Below are 22,490 nucleotides of genomic sequence, written 5' to 3'. Positions count from 1 at the left end.
GCGACATGAAAATAGTTGCGATTAAGACTGAGAAATGCTCATCAAATTGGCCCTTAAGGCAAAATAACGCCACTGACGCCTTGTTTTGCAACAATTACTCTTTGATGAGGGATAAAAAGGCGCGATTACAGCCTTTTGTACGAAAACACTGTTTTAAAAACTTAACAACAAAGCTGGTCACTAACGGCCATTTCGTCTGCGTAATGGTCAAAAAGTTGCAGCCAACAGCCTTGCTCGCGGCCATCGACCTCTCTTAAGCGATATGCGTATCTATGCAGCAGCTTGCTCCGCTGCAATTATTTCATTCACCACGCAGTTTCAGGCCCAAGTTGTGGTGAATAGTCAACGCCAATTAAACGCGAACTCAGTTCATTAATCGCAGTGTTATTACGTCCTGATGAACAAATGCGACATTGAGGCTCGAAACAAAAGTTTGCCGCCATCGAATCAGGTACTAAAGCCGTCAAAAATCCGATTTAAGTTCAAACTCGATTGCAGTAGAATTGCCCCCATTGTTTCGTCAGTGAGTAAATTTTATGGCTCAGTTTGTATACAGCATGCTACGCGTGGGCAAGATAGTCCCGCCCAAGAAGCAGATCCTCAAAGATATTTCCTTAAGCTTTTTCCCCGGCGCTAAGATTGGTGTCTTGGGCCTCAACGGCTCGGGTAAATCCACCTTACTGCGCATCATGGCCGGTATCGATACCGAAATTGAGGGTGAAGCGCGTCCGATGCAAGATCTTAAGATAGGTTACCTGCCTCAGGAGCCTAAGCTAGATCCGAATCAAACCGTGCGCGAAGCCATCGAAGAGGCCGTCAGCGAGGCCAAGAACGCCCTGACCCGTCTCGATGAAGTCTACGCCCTGTACGCCGAGCCTGATGCTGACTTCGATGCGCTGGCCAAGGAGCAGGGAGAACTGGAAGCCATCATTCAGGCACAGGATGCCCATAACCTTGACAACATTCTTGAGCGCGCCGCCAACGCCCTGCGTCTACCAGACTGGGACGAGAAGATTGAGGTACTCTCAGGGGGTGAACGTCGCCGTGTCGCCATCTGCCGTCTGCTGCTAGAAAAGCCAGACATGCTGCTACTGGACGAGCCGACCAACCACTTGGATGCAGAGTCTGTGGCCTGGCTTGAACGCTTCCTGCAGGAATACACAGGCACAGTTGTGGCCATTACCCACGATAGATACTTCCTCGACAACGCCGCAGGTTGGATCTTAGAACTCGACCGTGGTGAGGGTATCCCATGGGAAGGCAACTACTCTTCTTGGCTGGAACAGAAGGATGCGCGTCTGCAACAGGAATCTGCTGCCGAGAGCGCTCGTCAAAAGACGATTGCTAAGGAGCTTGAGTGGGTTCGCCAAGGTGCTAAGGGCCGTCAGTCAAAGGGCAAGGCCCGTATGGCGCGCTTCGAAGAGCTCAACACCAACGACTACCAGAAGCGTAACGAAACCAACGAGCTGTTTATTCCGCCAGGACCACGCCTGGGCGATAAGGTGATCGAGGTAAACAACCTCACTAAGTCATATGGCGATCGCGTGCTGATCGACAATCTGAGTTTCAGCGTACCTAAGGGCGCTATCGTCGGCATTATCGGTGCCAACGGTGCCGGTAAATCGACCCTGTTCAAGATGATATCCGGTACAGAGCAACCCGATAGCGGTAGCATCGAAATAGGTGATTCGGTGCAGATCGCCTCTGTGGATCAGTTCCGCGACTCGATGAATGACAAGCACACAGTGTGGGAAGAGATCTCAGGCGGTCAGGATATCATGCGCATCAACAACACAGAGATCCCAAGCCGCGCCTATGTGGGTCGTTTCAACTTCCGCGGCGGCGATCAGCAGAAGATCATCGGCACTCTATCGGGTGGTGAGCGCAACCGTGTGCATCTGGCCAAACTGCTCCAGGCGGGCGGCAACGTGCTGCTTCTCGATGAGCCAACCAACGATCTCGACGTCGAAACACTACGCGCCCTGGAAGAAGCCCTGCTGGAATTCCCAGGCTGTGCCATGGTGATCTCGCACGACCGTTGGTTCCTCGACAGAATCGCTACCCACATCCTGGATTACCGCGATGAGGGTCAGGTGAACTTCTACGAAGGTAACTACACCGAATACTCGACTTGGCTGAAAGAGACCCTGGGCACGGATGTGATTGAGCCGCACCGTCTTAAGTACAAGCGCATCAGCTAATTCGCAAAGTCTTACAAAAGTAAGTCAAGCGAGTTAAGTCGAGCAAAAATCCAGACAAACGGAGGCAGAAGCCTCCGTTTTTTTATCGCCTTTGACTAGATCTTCCCTCCCCCGACAGGCCATTCAAAACTCTCTGGCACCTAGGTAAAAGCGTGGTAGGATTGAACGCTTATCCGCCCACAACATCAGAATAATAAAAGGATTTGTCTTGAAAAGATCACTCTGGCTAATGCCTGTAAACTCAGCGCTAAAGACTGCTATCTGGTGCCTGACCAGTTTGCTGCCCCTACAGACCGCATACGCCGAGACTCAAGTTGCGCAAGATACAAACGCAGTGACTCAAACGATTACTAATTCAAGCATTAGTGACGGCCCCTACCTATTTCTCAACCCCAAGGCCGGGATGGCCGATTGGATCTGTAAAGGCGAGCACAAGCAGACACGCGTCAACCAAGGTAAATTACACCGCCCCGACCATTGTGGCCAGCTACCCGAGCCCGAGCTAAATCCACATGCCACTGAGATACTGGCCGACAGCTACCGAGGCGTCGATAAGATAGCGGCGCTCAGCGATGTTCATGGTCAATATGAGGTGCTCATTCAGCTGCTGCAACAGCACAAAATCATAGATAAAAATAACGACTGGTCCTTTGGTAAGGGCCATATGGTGATGACAGGGGATATGTTCGACCGTGGCCCTCAGGTCAACGAAGTGCTCTGGCTGATGTATAAGCTCGACAAACAGGCCAAGGCCGCAGGTGGTCAACTGCACCTCTTGATGGGTAACCACGAGCAGATGGTGATGCGCGGCGATCTGCGCTATATCAACGAGAAATACCAAACAGCCAGCTCGCTGCTTAATCGCAGCTATGATGCTCTCTACGGCCAAGATAGCGAACTCGGCCAATGGCTGAGGAGTAAGCACACTATCGTGAAAATAAACGATACCCTGTTTCTACACGGTGGCATCAGCAAAGAGTGGGTCGACCGCGGGTTAACACTCGCCAGGGCCAATCGACTCTACCGGGACAACGTCGACAAATCTAAGCCTGAGTTGAAACAAGATGATCTGCTGAACTTTCTCTTCTTTGGCAATGGCCCCACCTGGTATCGCGGCTACTTTAAGCCAAATTTCGATACCCAGGAACTGGCCAGCATCCTAGACTACTTTAAGGTCAAACGGATTGTAGTGGGACACACCTCACAAACACGCGTGCTTGGTCTGTTCGACAACCGGGTTATCGCCATCGACAGTAGCATCAAACTGGGGCAGTCCGGTGAGCTGCTGCTCATGGAAGAAGACACGCTCATTCGCGGTCACTATGACGGGACACAAACGCCGCTGTAAAAAACTAGCATGCTTAAACTGACAAGCCGCTAACTATCGCCGCAGTCCTCGGGCTAAACGCCTAGCCTGAGGACGAGATGATTTCCCACTAATGCTCCAGTGAACCAGTGATACATATACGTCAGAACGATAACCCCACGCTATCCTTGTACTTTGTTGATTCGAACTAAAGTCCCTCCTGAAACGCCGACCTCCTCTCACCTAAAACGCTGACCTCACCTCTCCCAAATCTTACGGCAAGCCTTTGCTAAGCCCTTTTGCCATAAATGTGACCCGTTTTACATTACACAAGTTGATAATGAAATTGATTCTCATTAAGATTCATAGCTAATTTTATTTGTTAGCCAAGCTTGTCCCCTCCGAGGGAGAAGACTAAGGCGCCAGATCACTAAAGGCATTAAATCCTATGCGTCGTCTCCTATGGAAATGGCATGGCTGGCTCGGACTTGTCGCCGCCCTGCCACTGTTTATTATCGCTCTGACCGGCAGTGTGCTGGTGTTCAAAAATGAACTTGAACATCTGTTGATGCCTGAAAAGGTGCTCGCCGCCAACGAGACTCGCCTGAGTTTCACAGAGCTCCTCAGAACAGCTGATGAGTCGTTACCACAGCATGAGATCCTTGGTTGGCAGTTTGCGGCTCACGCCGGCGAGGCAGACAAGGTCTATGTGGCCAAACAAGGCACCTACAACTGGCAGATACTGTTTGTCGACCCAAGCCGAGGCGAACTACTGAGCCAACCCGTCGGCTTGAGTCACTACTTGCTGGATTGGCTGCTGGAGCTACATTACACCCTGCTGGCGGATCATCTGGGGCTTGTCCTCACGGCGATAGTGTCTATCTTGCTGATCTTACTGTCACTTTCTGGGTTTATTCTACATCGTCAGTTCTGGAGAACCTTCTTCACCCTGAGGTGGGGCAAGAGTCTGCGACTCTTTCTCAGCGATAGCCACAAGATGCTGGGGATCGTCGGCGCGCCGCTGTTTCTTATCTTAGGCTTCACCGGCGCCTGGTGGAACATAGCGCATCTGATAGAGGAGTGGCACGAGCCGGATCCTAAGACCCTCACCATCACCCAAAGCTATTACAACAAGCAGCTGGATGTCGATGGACTATTGACCCAGGCTAGCCAGGTGATCCCAGGTTTCGAGACTCACTATGTTCGCTTCCCCGACAAGAGTTATGCTGGCATCCATCTATTTGGCGCCGCTAGCGATCGCGGCGCGTTTCGCAGCGACTATGGCTCTATCGTCAGTTTTGATGATAAAACCGGTCAGCTCACAGCCAGCGTCGATGCCACCCAGGCGGGCGCACTTTATCAGTTTGTCGACAGCTTCCGCCCACTGCATTACGGTCACTTTGGCGGGCTTATCAGCAAAATTATCTGGTGTGTGGTGGGCTTTTTCCCGAGCATGATGGCCCTTTCCGGTTATCTGATGTGGCGGGCGCGGCGCAAACCGCAAAAACGGCGCCATGGAAAGCAAGCCAAAGACACCCCAGGCAAACGAGGCACGAAAGAAAGCTTGGCCAAGGCCTGATAAGATAAAAAAGCCGGGTGATAACCCGGCTTTTTCGATAACGACTCGATAGCGCTCTCGATGGTACTCTTGATGGCAATTAGCCCTCCATGGGCTCACTATGCTCTAGTATACGCCCCTGACTGGTGCTGAACGCCTCCTCTTTTTTGACACACTCGTAGACACGTTTCACCATCATGGGTTTACCATCTGTGTGCGGCAATGCGGGCAGCTGACGACCGATAAGCTGCTTTTTATATTGTGGCACCTTGCTGGGCTGCCAAGAGAAACGCACCAAGGTCTGCCCCTTATTGGTTTCAATAAAACACTTATAGTCTTCGCGAGGTTCGGCCCTCAGCGGCCCAGCCATCACACTGCATGCCAGTAACACCAGCAAAGTTAATTTATTCACATTCTTCCTCTCTCATTAGCTGAACTCACTTTCCACTCAGCATCTCTTATTCATTTATGTAACTTATTTTTTGCTACTGACTACTCGCTATAGTAGTAGATCTTATGGGCGCGCAGGCGACCGCCGATACAGCGGTTATCCCCGGCAGGGCAATCATCATCAGGCTTAAGCTTCTCCATCTTCTCGGCGGCGTTACCTATACCGATCAGGTACATGTAGGCATCACCATCATTGCCTTGACCGCCTTTGTTGTCAGCAGGAATCACCAACTGAGGCGTATCTAATACCAAGTTACCCGCCTCTAGGGAGAGCGAGGTATAGTTACTCGTGCCATAGTGCAGATTAAAGGGATACAAGAAGCCCATGCCTGAGGTTAAACACTGATTGTTGCTGGCAGCTGTGCCTGGCACGAATGTCGTAAAGAACACCTGACCATTAATAATGGTCGCCGGTGATAGATTCTTCTCACCTATCCTGGGAAGGTTAAAATACCACCCACGCTTTTCACCAATAGCAATTTTGTCTGGCGCTTGATTCGCCTTTAACTCGGTTGTTTCATAGAGATCGCTGATAGTCAAAGGCTTGGGCGCCTTAGGTCTGCCCGTACCACCAAAGGTCTGGGTCACCACGTTTCTGTCTTGCAGGGTAAAAAACATATCTTGGCGCGAGGTATCGGACGGCGCAGCCCTATGGCCGCTTCCCACCACCACCGCATCGTAGGGCACATTCTGACTGGTGGTCACCCGTGTTGTCTGGCCGTTGGACACATAATCCACTACAGAGACATTATTAAACATGGTCTGCGCCACCACAGGGGCTGAATAAAAGCGGCGATTCTGCAGGAGTGACTTGCCACCCAGGTCGGCAAACTTAAAGGCCGACCAACTGCTCTTATCTGCTTTTGGCATATCCATGCGCCAGACACTGCCGCCAGTATCGACCGCATAGATACGATCAGTATTGCCATCACCGCTGGCATCAAGCACGGCCACACTGCTTGGAATACTGTCCTGAATACCAGACAGGGCGGTTCCTCCACCTACGCCAAACTGATGAATAAGCTTGCCGGTGTCGGCATCGACGATGAATACGCCGCGTCCCTTGCTGTCTTTCTTGCCGACACTCTTGCTATCTTTACCCGCAGGCGAGTATCCGGCGCCGAAGATAAGTACAGGCTTTTCCGGGCCGCTGGAGCTACGGATCGTGGTCACCACTGGCGTCGACCAAGATTGACCCAACTCGCCCATGCCCGGTGAGCTGGCATCGATACGCCACTTAAAGCTTGGCGAATCAGGGTTACTGATGTCCAGGGCATAGTAACTGTCACCGCCCCGGCGCATGCCGAAGAAGAGCCAGGCTTTTTCTATGCCTGAGGCGCCATTTTTCACATAGGCAACAGGAGAGCCATCGACGCCGTAAACCGAATGCACGCCCGTTGGCACATTGTTTCTCAGGGTCTGAATATTTGGCAGCACTTCATAGGGCATGAAGGCCCAGCTTTCGCTAACTTCATTGGCACTGGTGTCATCCTTGAACATATGCATGAAGCCATGGTTAGTGCCCACCAGGATACGAATATCCGGGCTGGACTTACTGCCGAAATTGAGGGCCAAGGGCTTTGAATGCAAGGCATCGCCCATGATGTCACTACGCCAGTTTTTGGCGGGATCGGCAACGGCCGTCTGGTTCTTGTCATTGTCGACATCCAGCCCCTTGGCCCAGTCAAATAGATCCTTGAGCTGACTCTTATCTACGCCCATGTAACTTGCCAGCGCATCCTGACCACCCGCCTTCGTGGCCGCCGCGGACAGGCCGAGCTTGTCCATGCCGCCACCCAGGTTGCTGTAAAGAGTTCGGCTATCGGCACTCTGCATGGCAGACAGCACCCCGCCCTTACGCACATCGTTGCCGTCACCACAAAGCGTCTTGGGCGTCCAAAAGGAGCAGGCATCATCTTTAATATTGCCGTCATCGCCTATCGCTAACTTATCCTCGGCGTCCAAGACTGTACCATCTGCGGCAACCCTGAATTTTTTGATATTCCCAGTCCAGCGCGGTCCTCTGTCGGGCAGAAACATGGAGTAATAGGCATAGTTGAATGTCTGGGTGCGGTTGAAGTTATTACTGGCTACAGAGGGCGAAGTAAAACTAGCGCTATTTGCCAACACCTCATTCACCGCCTGCTGAATCGAGCCTTGTAACTTAGTGGCGTCGGTGGCATCAAAATAGCTTCCGCCCCCCTTGCTCGCCACCTTCTTGAGCAGATCTTCGGCCTTTTTTGCACCTTCACTGAAACCTATGGTGTGAGTGATCACATGCTGATCCCCATCCAAGTTAGGATTGACATCTTGGCGGTACATCCAGCTTGAAAGTGCACTCATGTAGCTGGTGCTGTGCTTGTCAACACCGCCGGTCAATGCAATCACATCCTTATCTGCAGCGCTATCTAGGGTCGGTTCTCCATCTGTGATAAAAACGATATAGGCGTTGTTTTGGCACTTCTTAAAGGGCGACTGATAAAGAGAAGTGTTGTTCTTATCTAGCGCGTCCTTGTCCAAACTATCATTATTTCTGGCTCTATAAGTGACCCATCGCCCCCATGACTTGTAGGTATAATCCTTATCATCATCACCAAACAGCACAGATTTACCGGCAAAGTAACGATAGGCTTCATAAAGGGTTTCGCACAGCGGGGTATTCCAGCCATACTCAATATCTTTTACACCATTGAGCAGTGTCTTTTTTTGCCCAGGAGACAGGGTCTGAATCGCTTTGATGATACGGCCGCCGTTACGACCATTAACCAGAGTGTCGTCTGGACCATTCATGTTAAAAATCGCCAGACCAAAATCCACCCCGGGGGTCGTTAAGATGACGTTTTTGATTGCGTCTTTAGCCAGCTCTAATCGAGTCTTATCTTCTTTCTTCTTTTTGTTATTGTGGTGCCAACGCAGATAGTCCTCGGTATAGACGGTCAAAACCCGCCCGGTACCAAAGCCCGTGAGCTGCGCCTGCTCCTTGGCCGTTTTCTTGATGCTGTCACTCGAACTACTCGTGACATTGTTATACATGATAGGTGTTGTGGGAGAACCCAAACTATCGACAGGCAGGCCTGAGGTTAGTCCCTTAGCGTTGAGATAATTGCCTTCTTGAATGTCTTCATAGCAATCCACCGCCTTGGCATTCAGGCCATTGTTATCACCAAACTCACGCCAGGCACCGTTGGCGCCGCTAAAGGTATACTTGCGAAAGAAGCCGGTAAACACCCCGTACTCGTTAAGAAACTCCCAAGAACTGCCACAGCTGTTAATGGTGCCAGAAAACTTACGTCGCTCGTTGGGATCATCGGGGTTGGGCAGCTTATTCTTGCCCTGATCGCCTTTGACATAGTAGAGCATTCCTTTCTTGCCGTTATTGACTTTAGCACCACCACCGGCCCCCGGTGTATAAGGCTTATCCACGTCATAGACAGTGGTGCTCATACTGCCAGAGTTATCGAAGATGATCAGGATCTGCGGCCTGGCGCCCGTTCGGGCACTGGCCTCATAAACATACAGCTCGGTATCATCGGCCCAAGAAGCTGCCGAGAGAAGACTCATGATGGCAGTCAACAAGGCGACAAGGCCTTGAGCCAACCCTCCCTTTCGCCGCACTATGATATTGACCAAACCAGACTGACCAGCACGCAAAATATCCATTTCACTAAACCTATGACTAAAATTTTTTATTTTTTAAATGACCCCATACTCCACTTTCATCTCACAATAAATGTGTTCCCTATATTGCTACCAAAGAAATCCAGGCAAAGAAACACCTAACCAGAGGAATTAACTTTGGCAGCTTAAAGTGAGACTAAAGTGTGATAGAAAGCGGATTTAACACGCCATTGATACAAAATGCAACATCTTTAACTAATTTGATACGCGTAAACAGGAGGATCGTCGAGCTTTTAGTGAATAGGTTACTTAGCGCGCCATAATGCTATTTAATTGACACTGCAATGAACAGCTCAATAAATAAACAAGGCGCAACTAAAGTAAAAGCTCAATATGAAATTAAACCACTTATTATCAATCACTTATATTGATAACAGATTATTTAATTAAACAGATAGTGAAATGAACTCATACTTAAGTATGTCGTCGTATAAATGACACTCAGCCGACAAAAGGATTAAAGATGAATTTTTAATCAACATATCGCAAGAAATATTCATATCCTAAACACTATGCAAAATTTTCAACTTGAAAGTGAAATACCCACAAATGAAAAACATGAAATAAATCTAATAGAACAATCAAGGTTTAACGCTAATAACTCATAGTTTGGCTAATGAGATATTTCTAGCAAAACAGCTTAACGCCGACTTGGTACTTTAAGTCGTTAACAGGCGTCGATTCCCCCCGTTGTTTTTTGCAATGAGCAATTAGCGATTACGACAGGACTATAGGGGCTTATACCAGCCTAGCCCTGCTTTAGGACTAGGCTGAAAAATAGAACTAACGACTTAACTTAAGCATTTCTCCGTTCGCAAATGGCTCTTTGCTTAGCTAAGGGCTTCTTACCTAGCTAAGGGCTTCTTGCTTAGCAATGGCCTCATCGAGCTGCTGGGCCACAAAGCCTGGTGAACGGGTGCGCCCCGAGATCAGACGATACATGGCAGGGATCACCAACAGAGTAACCAAGGTCGCAAACGCCATCCCGAAGAAGACGACTGTACCGACGGCGACACGGCTCTCTGCGCCGGCGCCAGTGGATAAGATCAAGGGAACAGCGCCAATAAGCGTGGTAACGGCTGTCATTAAAATTGGTCGCAGTCGCCGCGCCGAGGCATCGATAATCGCCTGATCCAGCGACACTCCTCGATCCCGCAACTGATTAGCAAACTCGACGATTAATATGCCGTTCTTGGTCACCATGCCGATCAACATGATCATGCCAATCTGACTATAGATGTTAAGCCCAAGCCCCATCATATAGAGGCCGATAAAGCCGCCCAAGATCCCCATAGGTACAGTTAACATTACCACTAAGGGATTGATAAAACTTTCAAATTGCGCCGCAAGCACCAGATAAGCCACCAGCAGAGCTAATGCAAAGACCAGCATGACGCTACTTTGATTTTCCTTAAACTCTTTGGATTCACCCGTATAGCTGATACTGATATCCCCAGGCAGCAGGTCGATCGCCTTGGCATCGAGAAAATCCAATGCCTGACCTAAGGTATAACCCTCACCGAGATTGGCCTTAAGGGTGATAGACTTCTGTTTATTGGTGTGGCTGAGCTTATGGGCCGAGGCGACCTCCTCCACATGGGTGATGGCATCTAGGGTCACTAACTCACCGTTGGCGGCGCGCATATAGATCTGACTCAGATCTGCCATGCTGTTAAAGCTCTCCTCCCGGCCCCGCAGATAGACATCATACTCTTCTCCACGCTCAATGAAGCTGGTCTCGCTGCGCCCACCCAGCATCACCTCCAGGGTCTGAGACACCTGAGAGACACTGATCCCAAGCTCGGCGGCGCGCTGCCTGTCCACACTCACCAGCAGCTCGGGTGTGGTTTCGGCATAATCGAGATCGGCGCCGGTCAGCACAGGCGATGCATCAGCGATGGCCTTAAGCTCACTGGCCCACTGAAACAGCTCATCATAATCTGTGCCCCCCAGAACAAACTGCACCGGCTCACTGGACTGCCCTCTAAAGCCTGGCAACATGGGCCTGACCATCACATCTGGTATGCCTTTTAAGGCCTTAGCAACGATACCTAGCGCCTGCTGCGCATTAATATCACGCATCTTCCAATCTTCGAGCTGCATGATAACAAAACCGGTTTGATCTCCGGCTCGGCCACCAAAAGCTGGCGCCTGGATGCTAAAAGATTTGATCACCCCCTGACTGAGCAAGGGCATCAAACGCTGCTCGACGATATCCATATTGGCGGTCATTCGGTTGTAACTGGTCCCCTCTGCCCCTTTAACAAAGGCGAAGATAACTCCCCTGTCTTCCTGCGGTGCCAGCTGCGCGGGTACTTGGCGCATCAAGAAAGCGCTACCAACCACGCAGGCGATAATGACCACAGGCGCCGCCAGTCGATAGCGCACCGCCCAGGCTACGCAGCGACGATAAACCGCTTCCAGGCGGGAAAATCCCTTGTCCATGAGCCGATTGAGACCATTGGGCTGGTGCTTATGCTTGAGCAGCTTACTGCCCAGTACCGGGGTCAGGGTTAGCGCGATAATGGATGAGAAGATCACTGCCACGGCAAGCATCACGGAAAACTCGGTAAAGAGTCGACCCACCATGCCATCCATAAATGAGATGGGTAGAAACACCATCACAAGTACTGCCGTCGTCGCCACCACAGCAAACCCCACCTCTCTCGCGCCTTTATAGGCCGCCAGAATCGCTGGTTCACCCCGCTCGATATGGTGAAAGATGTTTTCAACAACCACGATGGCATCATCCACCACCAGGCCGATGGCTAAAATGAGCGCCATCAAGGTCAACAGATTGATGGAATAACCCAAATAGTTGGCGGCGATAAAGGCCGAGATCAGCGACACAGGCACAGTGACCGCCGGGATCAGGGTCGCCCGCGCCTGACCGATAAACAGATAGAGCACCAAGACCACTAAGGCACCTGTGATATAGAGGGTGTTATAGACTTCACCGATAGATTGGTCGATAAACACGGTCGAGTCATAATCGACCGACAGCTGAGTTCCTTCTGGCAGGAATTTCTGCAGCTTGTCCACTTCCTGATGTACCCGCTGTGCCACCAGCAGTGGGTTAGCATCTGACTGAGCCACGATTCCTAAGCTCAGGTTGGGCACACCATCGCTCTTAAAGGTCGAGTTTTCATTCTCGGCGCCAATAAACACCGAGGCTACATCTTTAAGATAGATGGGGCTGCCATCGCTGGCGCTACGCACCACTAAGTAATCGAAATCTTCAGGATGCAGATAGAGTCTGGCGGTGCGCACCGTCATTACTGTCGTGTCGTTACGCACCTCGCCGCCAGGGCTCTCCAGGTTCTCGCTGCGCAGCGCGTTGATAATATCTGTAGTAGTCACCCCGCGCCCGGCCATCAACTCAGGATCCAGCTGCACATACATCACCTTGTACAGGCCGCCGGAGAGGTTGACCGAACTCACCCCGGTGATCAGGCTAAACCTGTCCTCCAACACCCGCTGGGCATAATCGGTCAGCTGGGTTCTGTCCATGGTGCTGGAACTTAAATTGATATAGACCGAGGGCTCGCCGGAACCATTATCCTTAGAGACGATGGGCTCATCGGCCTCATCGGGCAGACGTCGCTGCGCCCGAGCGACCGCATCGCGCACATCGCTCACCCCTTCGGTCAGATCCCAATCTAAATCGAAGCTAATGGTAATACGGGACATGCCATTGCGAGTCACAGATGTGATCTCATCTATACCACTGATACCGGTCAGCTCATCTTCTAACGCTGTGGTGATCTGACTCTCCATGATGCTGGCGGAGGCGCCGCTATAGGTGGTCATCACTGTCACCACAGGGCTCTCAACATCCGGCATCTCTCGCACCGCTAGTTTAGAGAAACTCACCAAGCCGAAAACAGACAGCAGCAGACTGAGCACAATCGCCACAACCGGACGTTTAACCGATATATCCGACAGCAACATTAGCCTTGCTCCCCAGCCGATTCACTCACTGAGCCACCGTCGGCGAGCTGCGCGCCCTCAACATCTTCAACCTTGATGCCATCACGCATATTGACTAATCCCTTAACCACAATTCTCTGCCCTAACTCAAGGCCACTGGCGATCAACACCTGATCATCGATACGCGCCCCCAGCGTTACCAGAGTGCGGCGGGCAATCTGGTTATCGTCAACCACATAGACAAAACGCTTAGTGCCCGAATATTCCAGCGCCTGCACCGGCACGACGGCCTGGGTGACTGGGGCAAAGTTTAACCTGGCCGATACCAGCATCCCCGGCCTGAGCTGGCGACGGGGATTGTCGAAATTCACCCGCACCTTAAGATTGAGTGTTTCGGGATTAATCCTGGGGGCAATGGCGACCACCTTGCCGTGAAATAGCTCCCCCGGCCAGGCGCTGCTGCTCGCCGCAACCGGCATACCAAGATAGATCTGCGACAGATAGCGCTCTGGGATCTGCAGATCCAAACGCATGGTGGCGAGATCATCCAGACTCACCAGTTCACTGCCGGCGCTAACCATCTTACCCAGACTAAAATCCACCAGCCCCACGACTCCGGCAAAGGGCGCCCTCAGAGTGTGATAATCCAGATCCGCCTGCGCAGCCGCCAGACGCGCCTTGGCAATATCGACACTGGCCAGCTGAGCATCTATCTCAGTCTGGGTGATGGCGTGCTGGCCGATAAGACGGTTAAACTCGCTCAACTTTCGCTGCTCATCTTTCAGATAGGCTTTCGCCTCTGCCAGATTGGCCTTGACTTTGGCATCGGCCAGACGCACGACTATCTGTCCCTGGGCGACCTCTTGATTATCGGTCAGATCGATCTGCTGAATTTTACCCGGCACCTCTGAGGCGATCTGCACCGAGCGATTCGCCGCCAATTTCCCAATCAAGGAGAGATGCTGAGAAACCTGATGCTCTGCCACTAAAGCACTGGCCACAGGCACAGTCCGCTGCGCCGCACTTGGGGCACGCTTTGCCGAGGCATGGTCACTTTTTCCGCTATTAGCAAGGGCAACGCCTAAGGTGAGTAGCAAAGCCAGCGCGGTAAAAATGAGAGGCAAATATTTCTTGTCCATGAAGGCGGTATCTTATTCTATGGGATTATTGAGAGGCGCTATTGTAAAATGACGCCTTCACTTAAAGGGTAAAGCAATGTAAAGCTGAGCAAAGCGGCGCAAGGTTTTAATCGAAAGAGTGCAAGCAGATATGTCGGCCAAGCCTGGCAAGGGAGATTAAGCGCCAAAATGCGAGATAGTGAGCAGATGAGGATACAACTCGACTGGCTTGAGCCGGAGCGTCGCAGGGCAGCCTTTAGCTTTTACAAAGCATTCATGCCCCACGCCAGGATCAGCAAAAAAGAGGCGCTATGCGTCGCCTATCTTGATGCAAATGCAGGGCAGCTTATGGCCGGCGAGGTTATCGCTGCGGCGCGCCTGCGCCCCATAGGTCCCTATCGCCTGCTCACCGGCGTGTTGATTCATCCCAAGCTTCAAGAGCAGGGGCTTGGGTCTCAACTGATGCACGCGCTAAAACCAGAACTTGGTCGCGCCCCCAGCTTTCTGCTATGTGAAGCCGCGCTTTGCAAATTTTATCAAAGGCATGGATTCGCGCCGCCTCAACACCCACCAGCCGAATTGTCACAGCTTCAGCGCCGCTATCAAGAACAAGGTAAACCGCTTCAGCTGATGCAATACCTTGATAAGACCCCAAGCTAACTTGAGTTTTTCTGCAATAACATTAAAGTAAAGCCACTATAACAATACCTAAACACCCGACAGAAGGTGGCCTTGTTGCATCAATCTTGTTTCGATAGACCTATTATCATCATCTCAGCACCGAGATCCGGCAGCACCCTGCTCTTTGAACTCCTTAGCCATAGCGAGTCGCTTTGGACCATTGGCGGCGAGAGCCATGGCGTGATTGAGAAGCATAGACAGCTCAACATTACCGCCAAGGGGTTTGCTTCAAATGCCCTGGATGAATCTGACTGGGATCTTGAGATCAACCGCCAATTGAAAAATGACTTTAAAGCGGCATTGATCGATAACCGGGGCCAGCCCTATCATGACGATATGGGCCCCGTGCGTTTTCTGGAGAAAACCCCAAAAAATAGCCTGCGTATCGATTTTCTCAACAAGGTATTTCCCGACGCGCGCTTTATCTATCTGGTGCGGGATCCCAAAGAAAATGTCGCCAGCATAATGCAAGCCTGGCGCAGCGGCCGTTTTCGTACCTATCCCGGACTCCCGGGCTGGAATGGTGACTGGTCTCTCCTTCTGCCACCTAATTGGCAAGCGCTCAGGGGTGCGCCATTAGAAAAGGTCGCCAGCTTTCAATGGCGTCAGGCCAACGAACACATCATGACCTCGTTAAGCAAGTTACCCGACGAGCGCTGGCACCTGGTGAGCTACCATGATCTGGTCAGCGATCCTCAAGGCACCACCCAAAAGATTGTCGACTTTTGTCAGATCCCCATGGATGACTCGCTGAGCAAGTGCAGTAGTGGCGAGCTGCCCCATTCGCGCTATACCGTCTCGGCGCCCAAGGCAGATAAATGGCTGGCCAACTACCCGGCTATCGCCGCCATCTGGCCAGAGGCACAAGCATGCCTTAACAAGATAAATCACCTGCTCACCGCTCGTGGCATGCGCCCATTTGATACCGAGTTGCCCACGCCGCCAAAGGATATTGAAACGCCATTAGCGCCGAGGACTGCAGATTCAGCGCAGCAAGGCTATCCCAACACTCCACGCAACGCCCCCTGCCCCTGCGGCGCAGCGAAACGTTATAAAGAATGCCACGGCAAATTGGCCTAGGGATTAACAGATTATGAAGTTAGCAAAAGAGTTCTATCGTCTTCCCCTCAGCTTCGATATCGAGCGCCTCCAGCAAGAGTTAGCGGCATTTAGTGAAGCCGATTGGCGAGCTCATCACGAGAGCTTTAAGGGCAATTCGGCTATCGCCCTTATCTCGGTAGGCGGCAGCTTTAACAACGAATTTAAAGGCCCCATGAGCCCAACCCCAGCGCTGCAACAAAGCCCTTATCTGCAACAGGTGATCGCCTCTTTCGGTGAGGTGATCGGCCGCTCGCGCCTGATGCGTCTGGCCCCTGGCTGCGAAGTGCCCCTGCATAGTGACATCAACTATCATTGGCACAACCGGGTGCGTATTCATATCCCCATAGTCACAGACGAGGCGGTGCAGTTTCACTGCGACGATAAGCAAGTGCATATGGGCGAGGGAGAATGCTGGATATTCGATTCCTGGAAGTATCACAAGGTGGTAAACAACAGCGATAAGATGCGGGTACACTTGGTAATAGACACCATGGGCTCGAGTCGCTTCTGGCAGATGATCAATGACGCCTCACTGGCCTACGGCGATTTAGATAATCCAAGCTTTACGCCTGAGCACCTGAGTTTCATCCCAAATAAACAGGTTGATATCATCACAGAGAAAGTGAACTTCCCCTTGGTGATGCCCCCGAGCGAAGTGCGCCTGCTGACTCAGGAGCTCAGCGCTCAAATCCAGAGCGCAACAAAGAATAACCCCGAGGCGAGCCAGCGCTTTATCAAGTTACTCAATGATTTCGCCTTAGACTGGCAGGGGCTTTGGTCACAATTTGGTGACGATAAAGCCGGGTGGGACGCCTTCCATCGCTTAAGACAACAGACGCTGGCACAGGCGGCGCCGCTAGAGGATCGGGTGAAGGTGGACAGCCAGACATCGGCGATGAAGGTGCTGATACACCTCATCATGGGGCCAGCCATGAGCCCGGAATTGGCCCAGGCAAACACGCCCGCGCCTCAATCAAGGTCGCAATCGACGCCGCCAGAAGCTTCACCACAGCCTCTAGGGGCAAGAACACAGCCTCTAGCGACAAGACAGCCAAGCGATTCTCGATTAGAGCAGTCAAGCGGCCCGATAAAAGCGCCACAGACAGAAGCGGGACTGACTCGCAACAGCCCCTGTCCCTGCGGCTCAGGCAAAAAATATAAACAGTGCCATGGACAGCTTAACTAGCTAATAATGGGCTGGGACGCCAAGTTTGGACTCAAAAAAGGGCGACATGAAAGTCGCCCTTTTTATATTAGAGTGATTAACTCAAAAAGGTATGGCGGGCGTTATCGGCAATCTCAGTCAGGGTGCGATAAGCATTAGGGATAAAGCTCGCGTACACCTCGCTCTGACCTATCGCCTTAACATTCATCGGTCGTCTTACCTGGCTGGCGCTGGGCGTTAACACGCTGCGCTTTGACTCATAAAACTTAAGACAAGCTGGCTCAAACCCTAAACCGGCATAATCTAGCATGGCCGGGATCTGCTGATCAGGCTGCTTCACCAACGCCTCGAAACACAGATGGTAGAGACTGTCGCCATAAACTTGTTGCCAGTGCTGCATCAACTCCAGGTATTGCTGCCAGTAATGACAGATATCGTCCAGATGGTAAGAGTAATCGTGACCATGGCTAAAGTGCTGCTTATAGACCCCCATGGCATTATCTCTGGCATCGCGGATCACATTGATAACCTTGGCCTCGGGGAACAAGGTTTTAATCAGCCCGATATGAAGAAAATTATTGGGATTCTTGTCTATTACTAGAGTCGGTGACTCGATGCCTTGCGCCTCAAGATATTGATTCACCTGCTCGATATAGCGTTGGCGCATCTCGGCAATCAGCTCACCTGAGAGCTGAGGTAACATGGTGCCATAGCCCCCCTTCATCTCAAGACTCAGCGCCAAGCGCTCGATGAAGGGCAGCTCGTCGGTGGCCGCCACCTGAGTGTGACTCGCCAGGATCTGTTCACACAAGGTTGTGCCCGAGCGCGGCATACCGACGATAAAGATAGGCGTCCAAGGTCCGCTAGTCTCCTCTAAGCGCGGCGTCACCTTAGCCGACTTCAGGCTGGCGACCAGCTGAGTAAAGGCCTCCTTTTTGAAAGGACGCTGAGGTCGCATCAGTTGATTAGCGACTCGCACCGCTTTAAAGGCCTGCTCGGTTGCTTGTTGCTGCTCATAAACGCGATTGAGGGCAAAGTGAAACAGTGACTGACTGGCTTGAGAAAATGCCTCTGAGGCGATATTGGCCTTGAGCGCGGCTTCATCCTGCTCGGTAAAACGATAGTTTTTCAGATCCGCCAGACTCCAGTAGGCTGTGGCCTGCTGGCTCGGCGCGAGACGAATGTAGTCATGATAATAAGCCGCGGCCTTGTCTGTATCACCCTTGGCCTTGTAGACATGCCCCAGGTTGAGACAGGCCTGCGCCGCATGCTCAGTGCTGGATAACGCCCTGAGCAACCCCGACTCAGCCAAGGCCATGTCACCGGTTTTGCTGGCATTCATCCCTAATCTAAACTGCAGGCTCAGGGCCTCGGGGGCCTTTGCTACCAATGGCTTAAGCAGCTTCACCGCATCGAAGAAGGCCTCCTGGCGTTCATACAAACTCACCAGATTGAGCATCGTCGACTCATCAGCCTGATAACCCAGCTGCAGCGCCTTAAGGTAGGCACTCATCGCCTGGAAAAACTCGCCATTTCGAAAGGCGAGGTGCCCCGATAGCACCTGGGCCTCAACATTATCAGGATCTCGTCTCAGCACCTTACGAACATAAATACCGGCAGAGGAAAATTTTCCGCTCTGATAGAAATCTTTGGCTTCCTCTAAATATCGCGCTTCTCGGCTCAACTCAAACTCCTGTTGTTATTGTTATTCTAACTACTGATGTTGGCAGGCCTATTCTAAACACCGCCCAGATGCAAAAGCAACGAAGTGATAACAATCTCATCTTTTGCCGTAAAAGCCTTTGTCTCTTTGCACTGCTGAGTTATGGTCAGTACATCATCTCTTTGCCAGTGAGTCTGCGTGAAACGTATCGCCCTGTTCGTCGATGTGCAAAACATCTATTACACCTGTAAGCAAGCCTATGGCCGCCAGTTCAATTACCGTGAGCTGTGGCAGCGGCTGAGTCAGGAGGGCGAGATAGTGCAGGCAAACGCCTATGCCATTCACAGAGGCGATGACGGCCAGCTAAAGTTTCAGGATGCGCTCAAACATATTGGCTTCGAGGTCAAGTTAAAGCCCTTTATTCAGCGCAGTGACGGCAGCGCTAAAGGCGACTGGGATGTGGGGATCACCATAGATATCATGGAATCTGCCGCCAAGGTCGACACAGTGATCTTACTCTCGGGGGATGGCGACTTCGCTATGCTGCTTGAACATGTCGCTCGCAAACATCCGGTAGAGACCCAAGTCTACGGCGTGCCAGAGCTGACCGCCAAGGCGCTGATGGAGGCCGCGACAAAGTTCCATCCCATAGCCTCCCCGCTACTTTGCTAAGACCAAGCCGCTATTTTTCTATGGCTTAGCCGCTATCAAGAGAGGCGATAGAGCTGTTGGCAATAAGCCTTGGCCGAGTCCGCCCAGCTAAAACGTTTTTGACTGGCCCGCTTACAGATCGCTTGCCAAGGTTCGGTGCCTATCATAGGCAGCACCTCTTTAAGCGTACTCAAAAGCGATTTAGCCTGCTCCGCCAGATTATCACCATAGAAGACAAAACCATCCTCGCCGTGAATCACGGTATCCTTAAGCCCGCCAACCCCATGCACCAAACAGGGCTGGGCGGCGCGCATCGCCAACATCTGACTAATCCCGCAGGGCTCAAAGGAGCTCGGCATAACAAACAGGTTCCCCTTCTCGTAGAGGGTTTCCGATAACGGCAAGTCAAAGCCATTGATAAATAGAAGATTTGAATATCGCCCCGCCAGCTCAGCCAGTTGCCGCTCGAGCGCCTCATCGCCGCTGCCCAGGATGGCCACCAAGCCGTTAGGCGCATACTGGGCCAACATCTTAAGCAGATGTTCCAGGGTGCTAATCCCCTGAGCATCACGGTAGCAGAGGATCGCCATCTTCTGATCCGTCAGTCGCCCCACAGAGGTCAGCAATAAGCAGGGAAGATCTTGCCCTTCGGCTTGGCGTCTTAACCTTGCCAGGGTAAGCAGCGCCAGTTGATCCACGCTGCGCACCCAAGGCGTGGCGCTCAGCCAACCTTGAATGGCGCGCTCGGCGCTGTCGATGAGGGGTAACAAGGTATCTATGCTGCCCTTGAGCAGTGCCTGACGCTTGGTTAGCTGACCTGCTCGTCTGGGCTGGCTCGGGTATTCGCAGCCATTTAGGATGCCAAACAGCGCGCCCTCCTGCTGCTTGTGCTGGAGATCGTCCTCCAGCCCTTCGCCGCCGACAAAGCCATCAGGTGCCGATGAGGGGCGCAGCACCTCCTGGGCATAACTGGGTGAGACCAGATGCACCCGATCGCAAAGTACAATTGCCGCGCGTAGCGGGTTAAAACATTGGGGGTATCTGGGATCTGTCACCTTAGCCAGCGCCTCAGCACCAAGGCCGTCAAACAGCTGCGGCAACCAGGCCTGCAAAGAGGAGTGCTCCTGACACAAAGGCCGGGTCCCCTGTATGGCCAGATTATGAATAGACAAGATAGCCGGAATGGCCCGCAACGCCTCATAGTCGGGGGCAAAGGCGCGCAGCAGCGCCAGCACGCCACAATGCCAGTCATGCAGGTGCAGATAATCGGGCCGAGGCAGAAGCGCTGAGACTATTGCCTTTCCAACCCCTAATCCAAACAGAGCAAACTTATTGGCATCCTCGGCAAAGGGGCGCTCACTGCTGCCTGGGGTATAGATCTTCCCCCCCTGGTCAAACAGGGGGTGATCCAGCAGATACAGATTCACTTCAGGCAGACTCGGATGAACGGCCCGGTAAAGCCCCAGCCAGTGAGGTTCACCGTAGAAGTTCACCACCAGCTCCCCCAAAAACTCGGCTCCCTGCTGACGATGCAAGAAGCCATAGCTTGGCATGATCACGTCGCTGCAAACCCCAAGTGGATAGAGCGCCGCCGGCAGGTCACGGATCACATCGGCCATGCCGCCCACCTTGGCGCCCTTAAGCGCACCATTTTCGGCGGCAACCATCAACACGCGCTTCATGGCGCCTTCTTCATGCGTTTTATTCATAGCCCACCGGTAGCCCCAACATGTCGCGGGTCACTAAGGTGATCCCCCCTTCCGAGACCCTAAAGCCACGCGCCCTGTCATGGTCGTGGCAATGACCGATAACAGTCCCCTCTGGAATGATGCAACCGCGATCTAAGATAGCATTCTTAATCTGACAGTTACGCAGCACCACCACATCGGGGAGCACCACGGAGTTTTCCACCGTAGAGTAAGAGCAGACCTGCACCTCGTTAAACAGCACGCTGCGCCGCACGGTTGAGCCTGAGATGATACAGCCACCTGAAACGATAGAGTCCACCGCCATGCCGCGGCGATCGTCATCGTCAAACACAAACTTGGCTGGCGGCATCTGCTCCTGGAAGGTCCAGATGGGCCACTTGGCATCATAGAGGTTAAGCGCCGGAGTGGGTGACAGCAGCTCCATGTTGGCCTGCCAGAAAGAGTCCAAGGTTCCCACATCGCGCCAGTAAGCCTCCTCGTCGGTGAAGCCGCTTCTGAAGGGATGGGCGTAGACCTCATGCTCCTCGATGATAGAGGGGATGATATCCTTGCCAAAGTCGCGATCTGAGTTCTCGTTCATGGCATCTTTCTTAAGCTGCTCAAACAGAAACTCAGTGTTAAACACATAGTTACCCATGGAGGCCAGGCACATCTCGGGCTGTTCTGGCAGATGTTTAGGCACCTCCGGCTTCTCTTCGAACCCCAAGATCTTATTCCGCTGATCCACCTCTACCACCCCAAAGGCACCGGCGGCCTCGGCCACAGGCACCTCGAGACAAGAGACCGTCATGTCGGCGCCCGACTCGGCATGGGCTGCCAGCAAACCGGCATAGTCCATGCGGTACACATGATCCCCCGAGAGGATCATCACATACTTGGGCAGCTCGTGGCGTATGATGTCGATATTCTGGAACACGGCATCGGCGGTGCCCTTATACCAGCTTTCAGAGTAGCGCTGAGAGGCAGGCAAGATCTCCACCGACTCCCCCAGCTCCTTCTTAAAGTGCCCCCAGCCGCGCATCACGTGGCGGATCAAGGAATGGGATTTATACTGCGTCACCACACCGATACGACGGATGCCCGAGTTGATGCAGTTCGACAGCGGAAAATCGATGATGCGGAACTTGCCGCCGAAATAGAGCGAAGGCTTAGCGCGCCAGTCGGTCAATTCATGTAAACGTGAACCTCGCCCTCCCGCCAAGATTAATGCATAGGTTTCCCGGGTTAAGTTACTGATATATCGTGGGCTAGGATTCATGTTAGGCATAAGTACTCACTC

General features: G+C 52.3%; 14 protein-coding genes. 7 read left to right on the top strand and 7 right to left on the bottom strand.

Annotated features, from left to right (window positions below; all coding sequences use genetic code 11):
• Window positions 1-536 precede the first annotated feature (536 nt).
• The 3 genes from ettA (at window position 537) to L2712_RS03400 (ending at window position 5,086) form a co-directional block, all read left to right on the top strand.
• Window positions 537-2,201, top strand: a complete 1,665-nt coding sequence (gene ettA, locus L2712_RS03410; protein ID WP_033538597.1) for an energy-dependent translational throttle protein EttA — start codon at window positions 537-539, stop codon at window positions 2,199-2,201.
• Between the two features lie 229 nt (window positions 2,202-2,430).
• Complete coding sequence (locus L2712_RS03405) at window positions 2,431-3,549, top strand: metallophosphoesterase (RefSeq protein ID WP_248977063.1); 1,119 nt, start codon at window positions 2,431-2,433, stop codon at window positions 3,547-3,549.
• Window positions 3,550-3,955: 406 nt separating this feature from the next.
• Complete coding sequence (locus L2712_RS03400; protein ID WP_248976881.1) at window positions 3,956-5,086, top strand: PepSY-associated TM helix domain-containing protein; 1,131 nt, start codon at window positions 3,956-3,958, stop codon at window positions 5,084-5,086.
• Between the two features lie 79 nt (window positions 5,087-5,165).
• On the opposite strand, the gene L2712_RS03395 is transcribed toward L2712_RS03400, so the two are convergent.
• From L2712_RS03395 to L2712_RS03380, 4 genes are all read right to left on the bottom strand, one after another.
• Window positions 5,166-5,477, bottom strand: coding sequence for a TapY2 family type IVa secretion system protein (locus L2712_RS03395; protein ID WP_248976880.1), 312 nt, complete (start codon window positions 5,475-5,477; stop codon window positions 5,166-5,168).
• 80 nt (window positions 5,478-5,557) lie between these two features.
• Window positions 5,558-9,175: a pilus assembly protein gene (locus tag L2712_RS03390; protein ID WP_248976879.1), complete on the bottom strand. Its 3,618-nt coding sequence runs from the start codon at window positions 9,173-9,175 to the stop codon at window positions 5,558-5,560.
• Window positions 9,176-10,042: 867 nt separating this feature from the next.
• Entirely contained in the window at window positions 10,043-13,144 is a 3,102-nt protein-coding gene (locus L2712_RS03385) for a multidrug efflux RND transporter permease subunit (protein WP_248976878.1), read from the bottom strand.
• Complete coding sequence (locus L2712_RS03380) at window positions 13,144-14,262, bottom strand: efflux RND transporter periplasmic adaptor subunit (RefSeq protein WP_248976877.1); 1,119 nt, start codon at window positions 14,260-14,262, stop codon at window positions 13,144-13,146. The genes L2712_RS03385 and L2712_RS03380 overlap by 1 nt, the downstream gene beginning before the upstream one ends.
• 168 nt (window positions 14,263-14,430) lie before the next feature.
• On the opposite strand from L2712_RS03380, the gene L2712_RS03375 reads away from it, so the two are divergent.
• The 3 genes from L2712_RS03375 (at window position 14,431) to L2712_RS03365 (ending at window position 17,209) form a co-directional block, all read left to right on the top strand.
• Window positions 14,431-14,901, top strand: coding sequence for a GNAT family N-acetyltransferase (locus L2712_RS03375; RefSeq protein WP_248976876.1), 471 nt, complete (start codon window positions 14,431-14,433; stop codon window positions 14,899-14,901).
• Between the two features lie 75 nt (window positions 14,902-14,976).
• Window positions 14,977-16,002, top strand: coding sequence for a sulfotransferase family protein (locus tag L2712_RS03370; protein WP_248976875.1), 1,026 nt, complete (start codon window positions 14,977-14,979; stop codon window positions 16,000-16,002).
• 13 nt (window positions 16,003-16,015) lie between these two features.
• Complete coding sequence (locus tag L2712_RS03365; RefSeq protein ID WP_248976874.1) at window positions 16,016-17,209, top strand: aspartyl/asparaginyl beta-hydroxylase domain-containing protein; 1,194 nt, start codon at window positions 16,016-16,018, stop codon at window positions 17,207-17,209.
• 76 nt (window positions 17,210-17,285) lie between these two features.
• On the opposite strand, the gene L2712_RS03360 is transcribed toward L2712_RS03365, so the two are convergent.
• Window positions 17,286-18,872 carry a tetratricopeptide repeat-containing sulfotransferase family protein gene (locus L2712_RS03360; protein ID WP_248976873.1) on the bottom strand — a complete coding sequence of 529 codons (1,587 nt, stop codon included), beginning with the start codon at window positions 18,870-18,872 and terminating at the stop codon, window positions 17,286-17,288.
• A 177-nt stretch (window positions 18,873-19,049) separates the two neighbouring features.
• Here L2712_RS03360 and L2712_RS03355 point away from each other — a divergent pair, with 177 nt between their 5' ends.
• Window positions 19,050-19,523: a LabA-like NYN domain-containing protein gene (locus tag L2712_RS03355; protein WP_033538606.1), complete on the top strand. Its 474-nt coding sequence runs from the start codon at window positions 19,050-19,052 to the stop codon at window positions 19,521-19,523.
• 35 nt (window positions 19,524-19,558) lie between these two features.
• On the opposite strand, the gene L2712_RS03350 is transcribed toward L2712_RS03355, so the two are convergent.
• On the bottom strand, window positions 19,559-21,211 hold the full coding sequence (locus L2712_RS03350) for a glycogen synthase (protein ID WP_248976872.1): 1,653 nt from the start codon (window positions 21,209-21,211) through the stop codon (window positions 19,559-19,561).
• Window positions 21,204-22,478, bottom strand: coding sequence for a glucose-1-phosphate adenylyltransferase (gene glgC / locus L2712_RS03345; RefSeq protein WP_033538607.1), 1,275 nt, complete (start codon window positions 22,476-22,478; stop codon window positions 21,204-21,206). The genes L2712_RS03350 and glgC overlap by 8 nt, the downstream gene beginning before the upstream one ends.
• Between the last annotated feature and the right edge of the window lie 12 nt (window positions 22,479-22,490).

It is taken from the genome of Shewanella marisflavi (assembly GCF_023283925.1).
Lineage (GTDB): Bacteria > Pseudomonadota > Gammaproteobacteria > Enterobacterales > Shewanellaceae > Shewanella > Shewanella marisflavi.
Note: the sequence above shows the minus strand (reverse complement) of the source record. Positions and strands in the feature narration are given on the sequence as shown.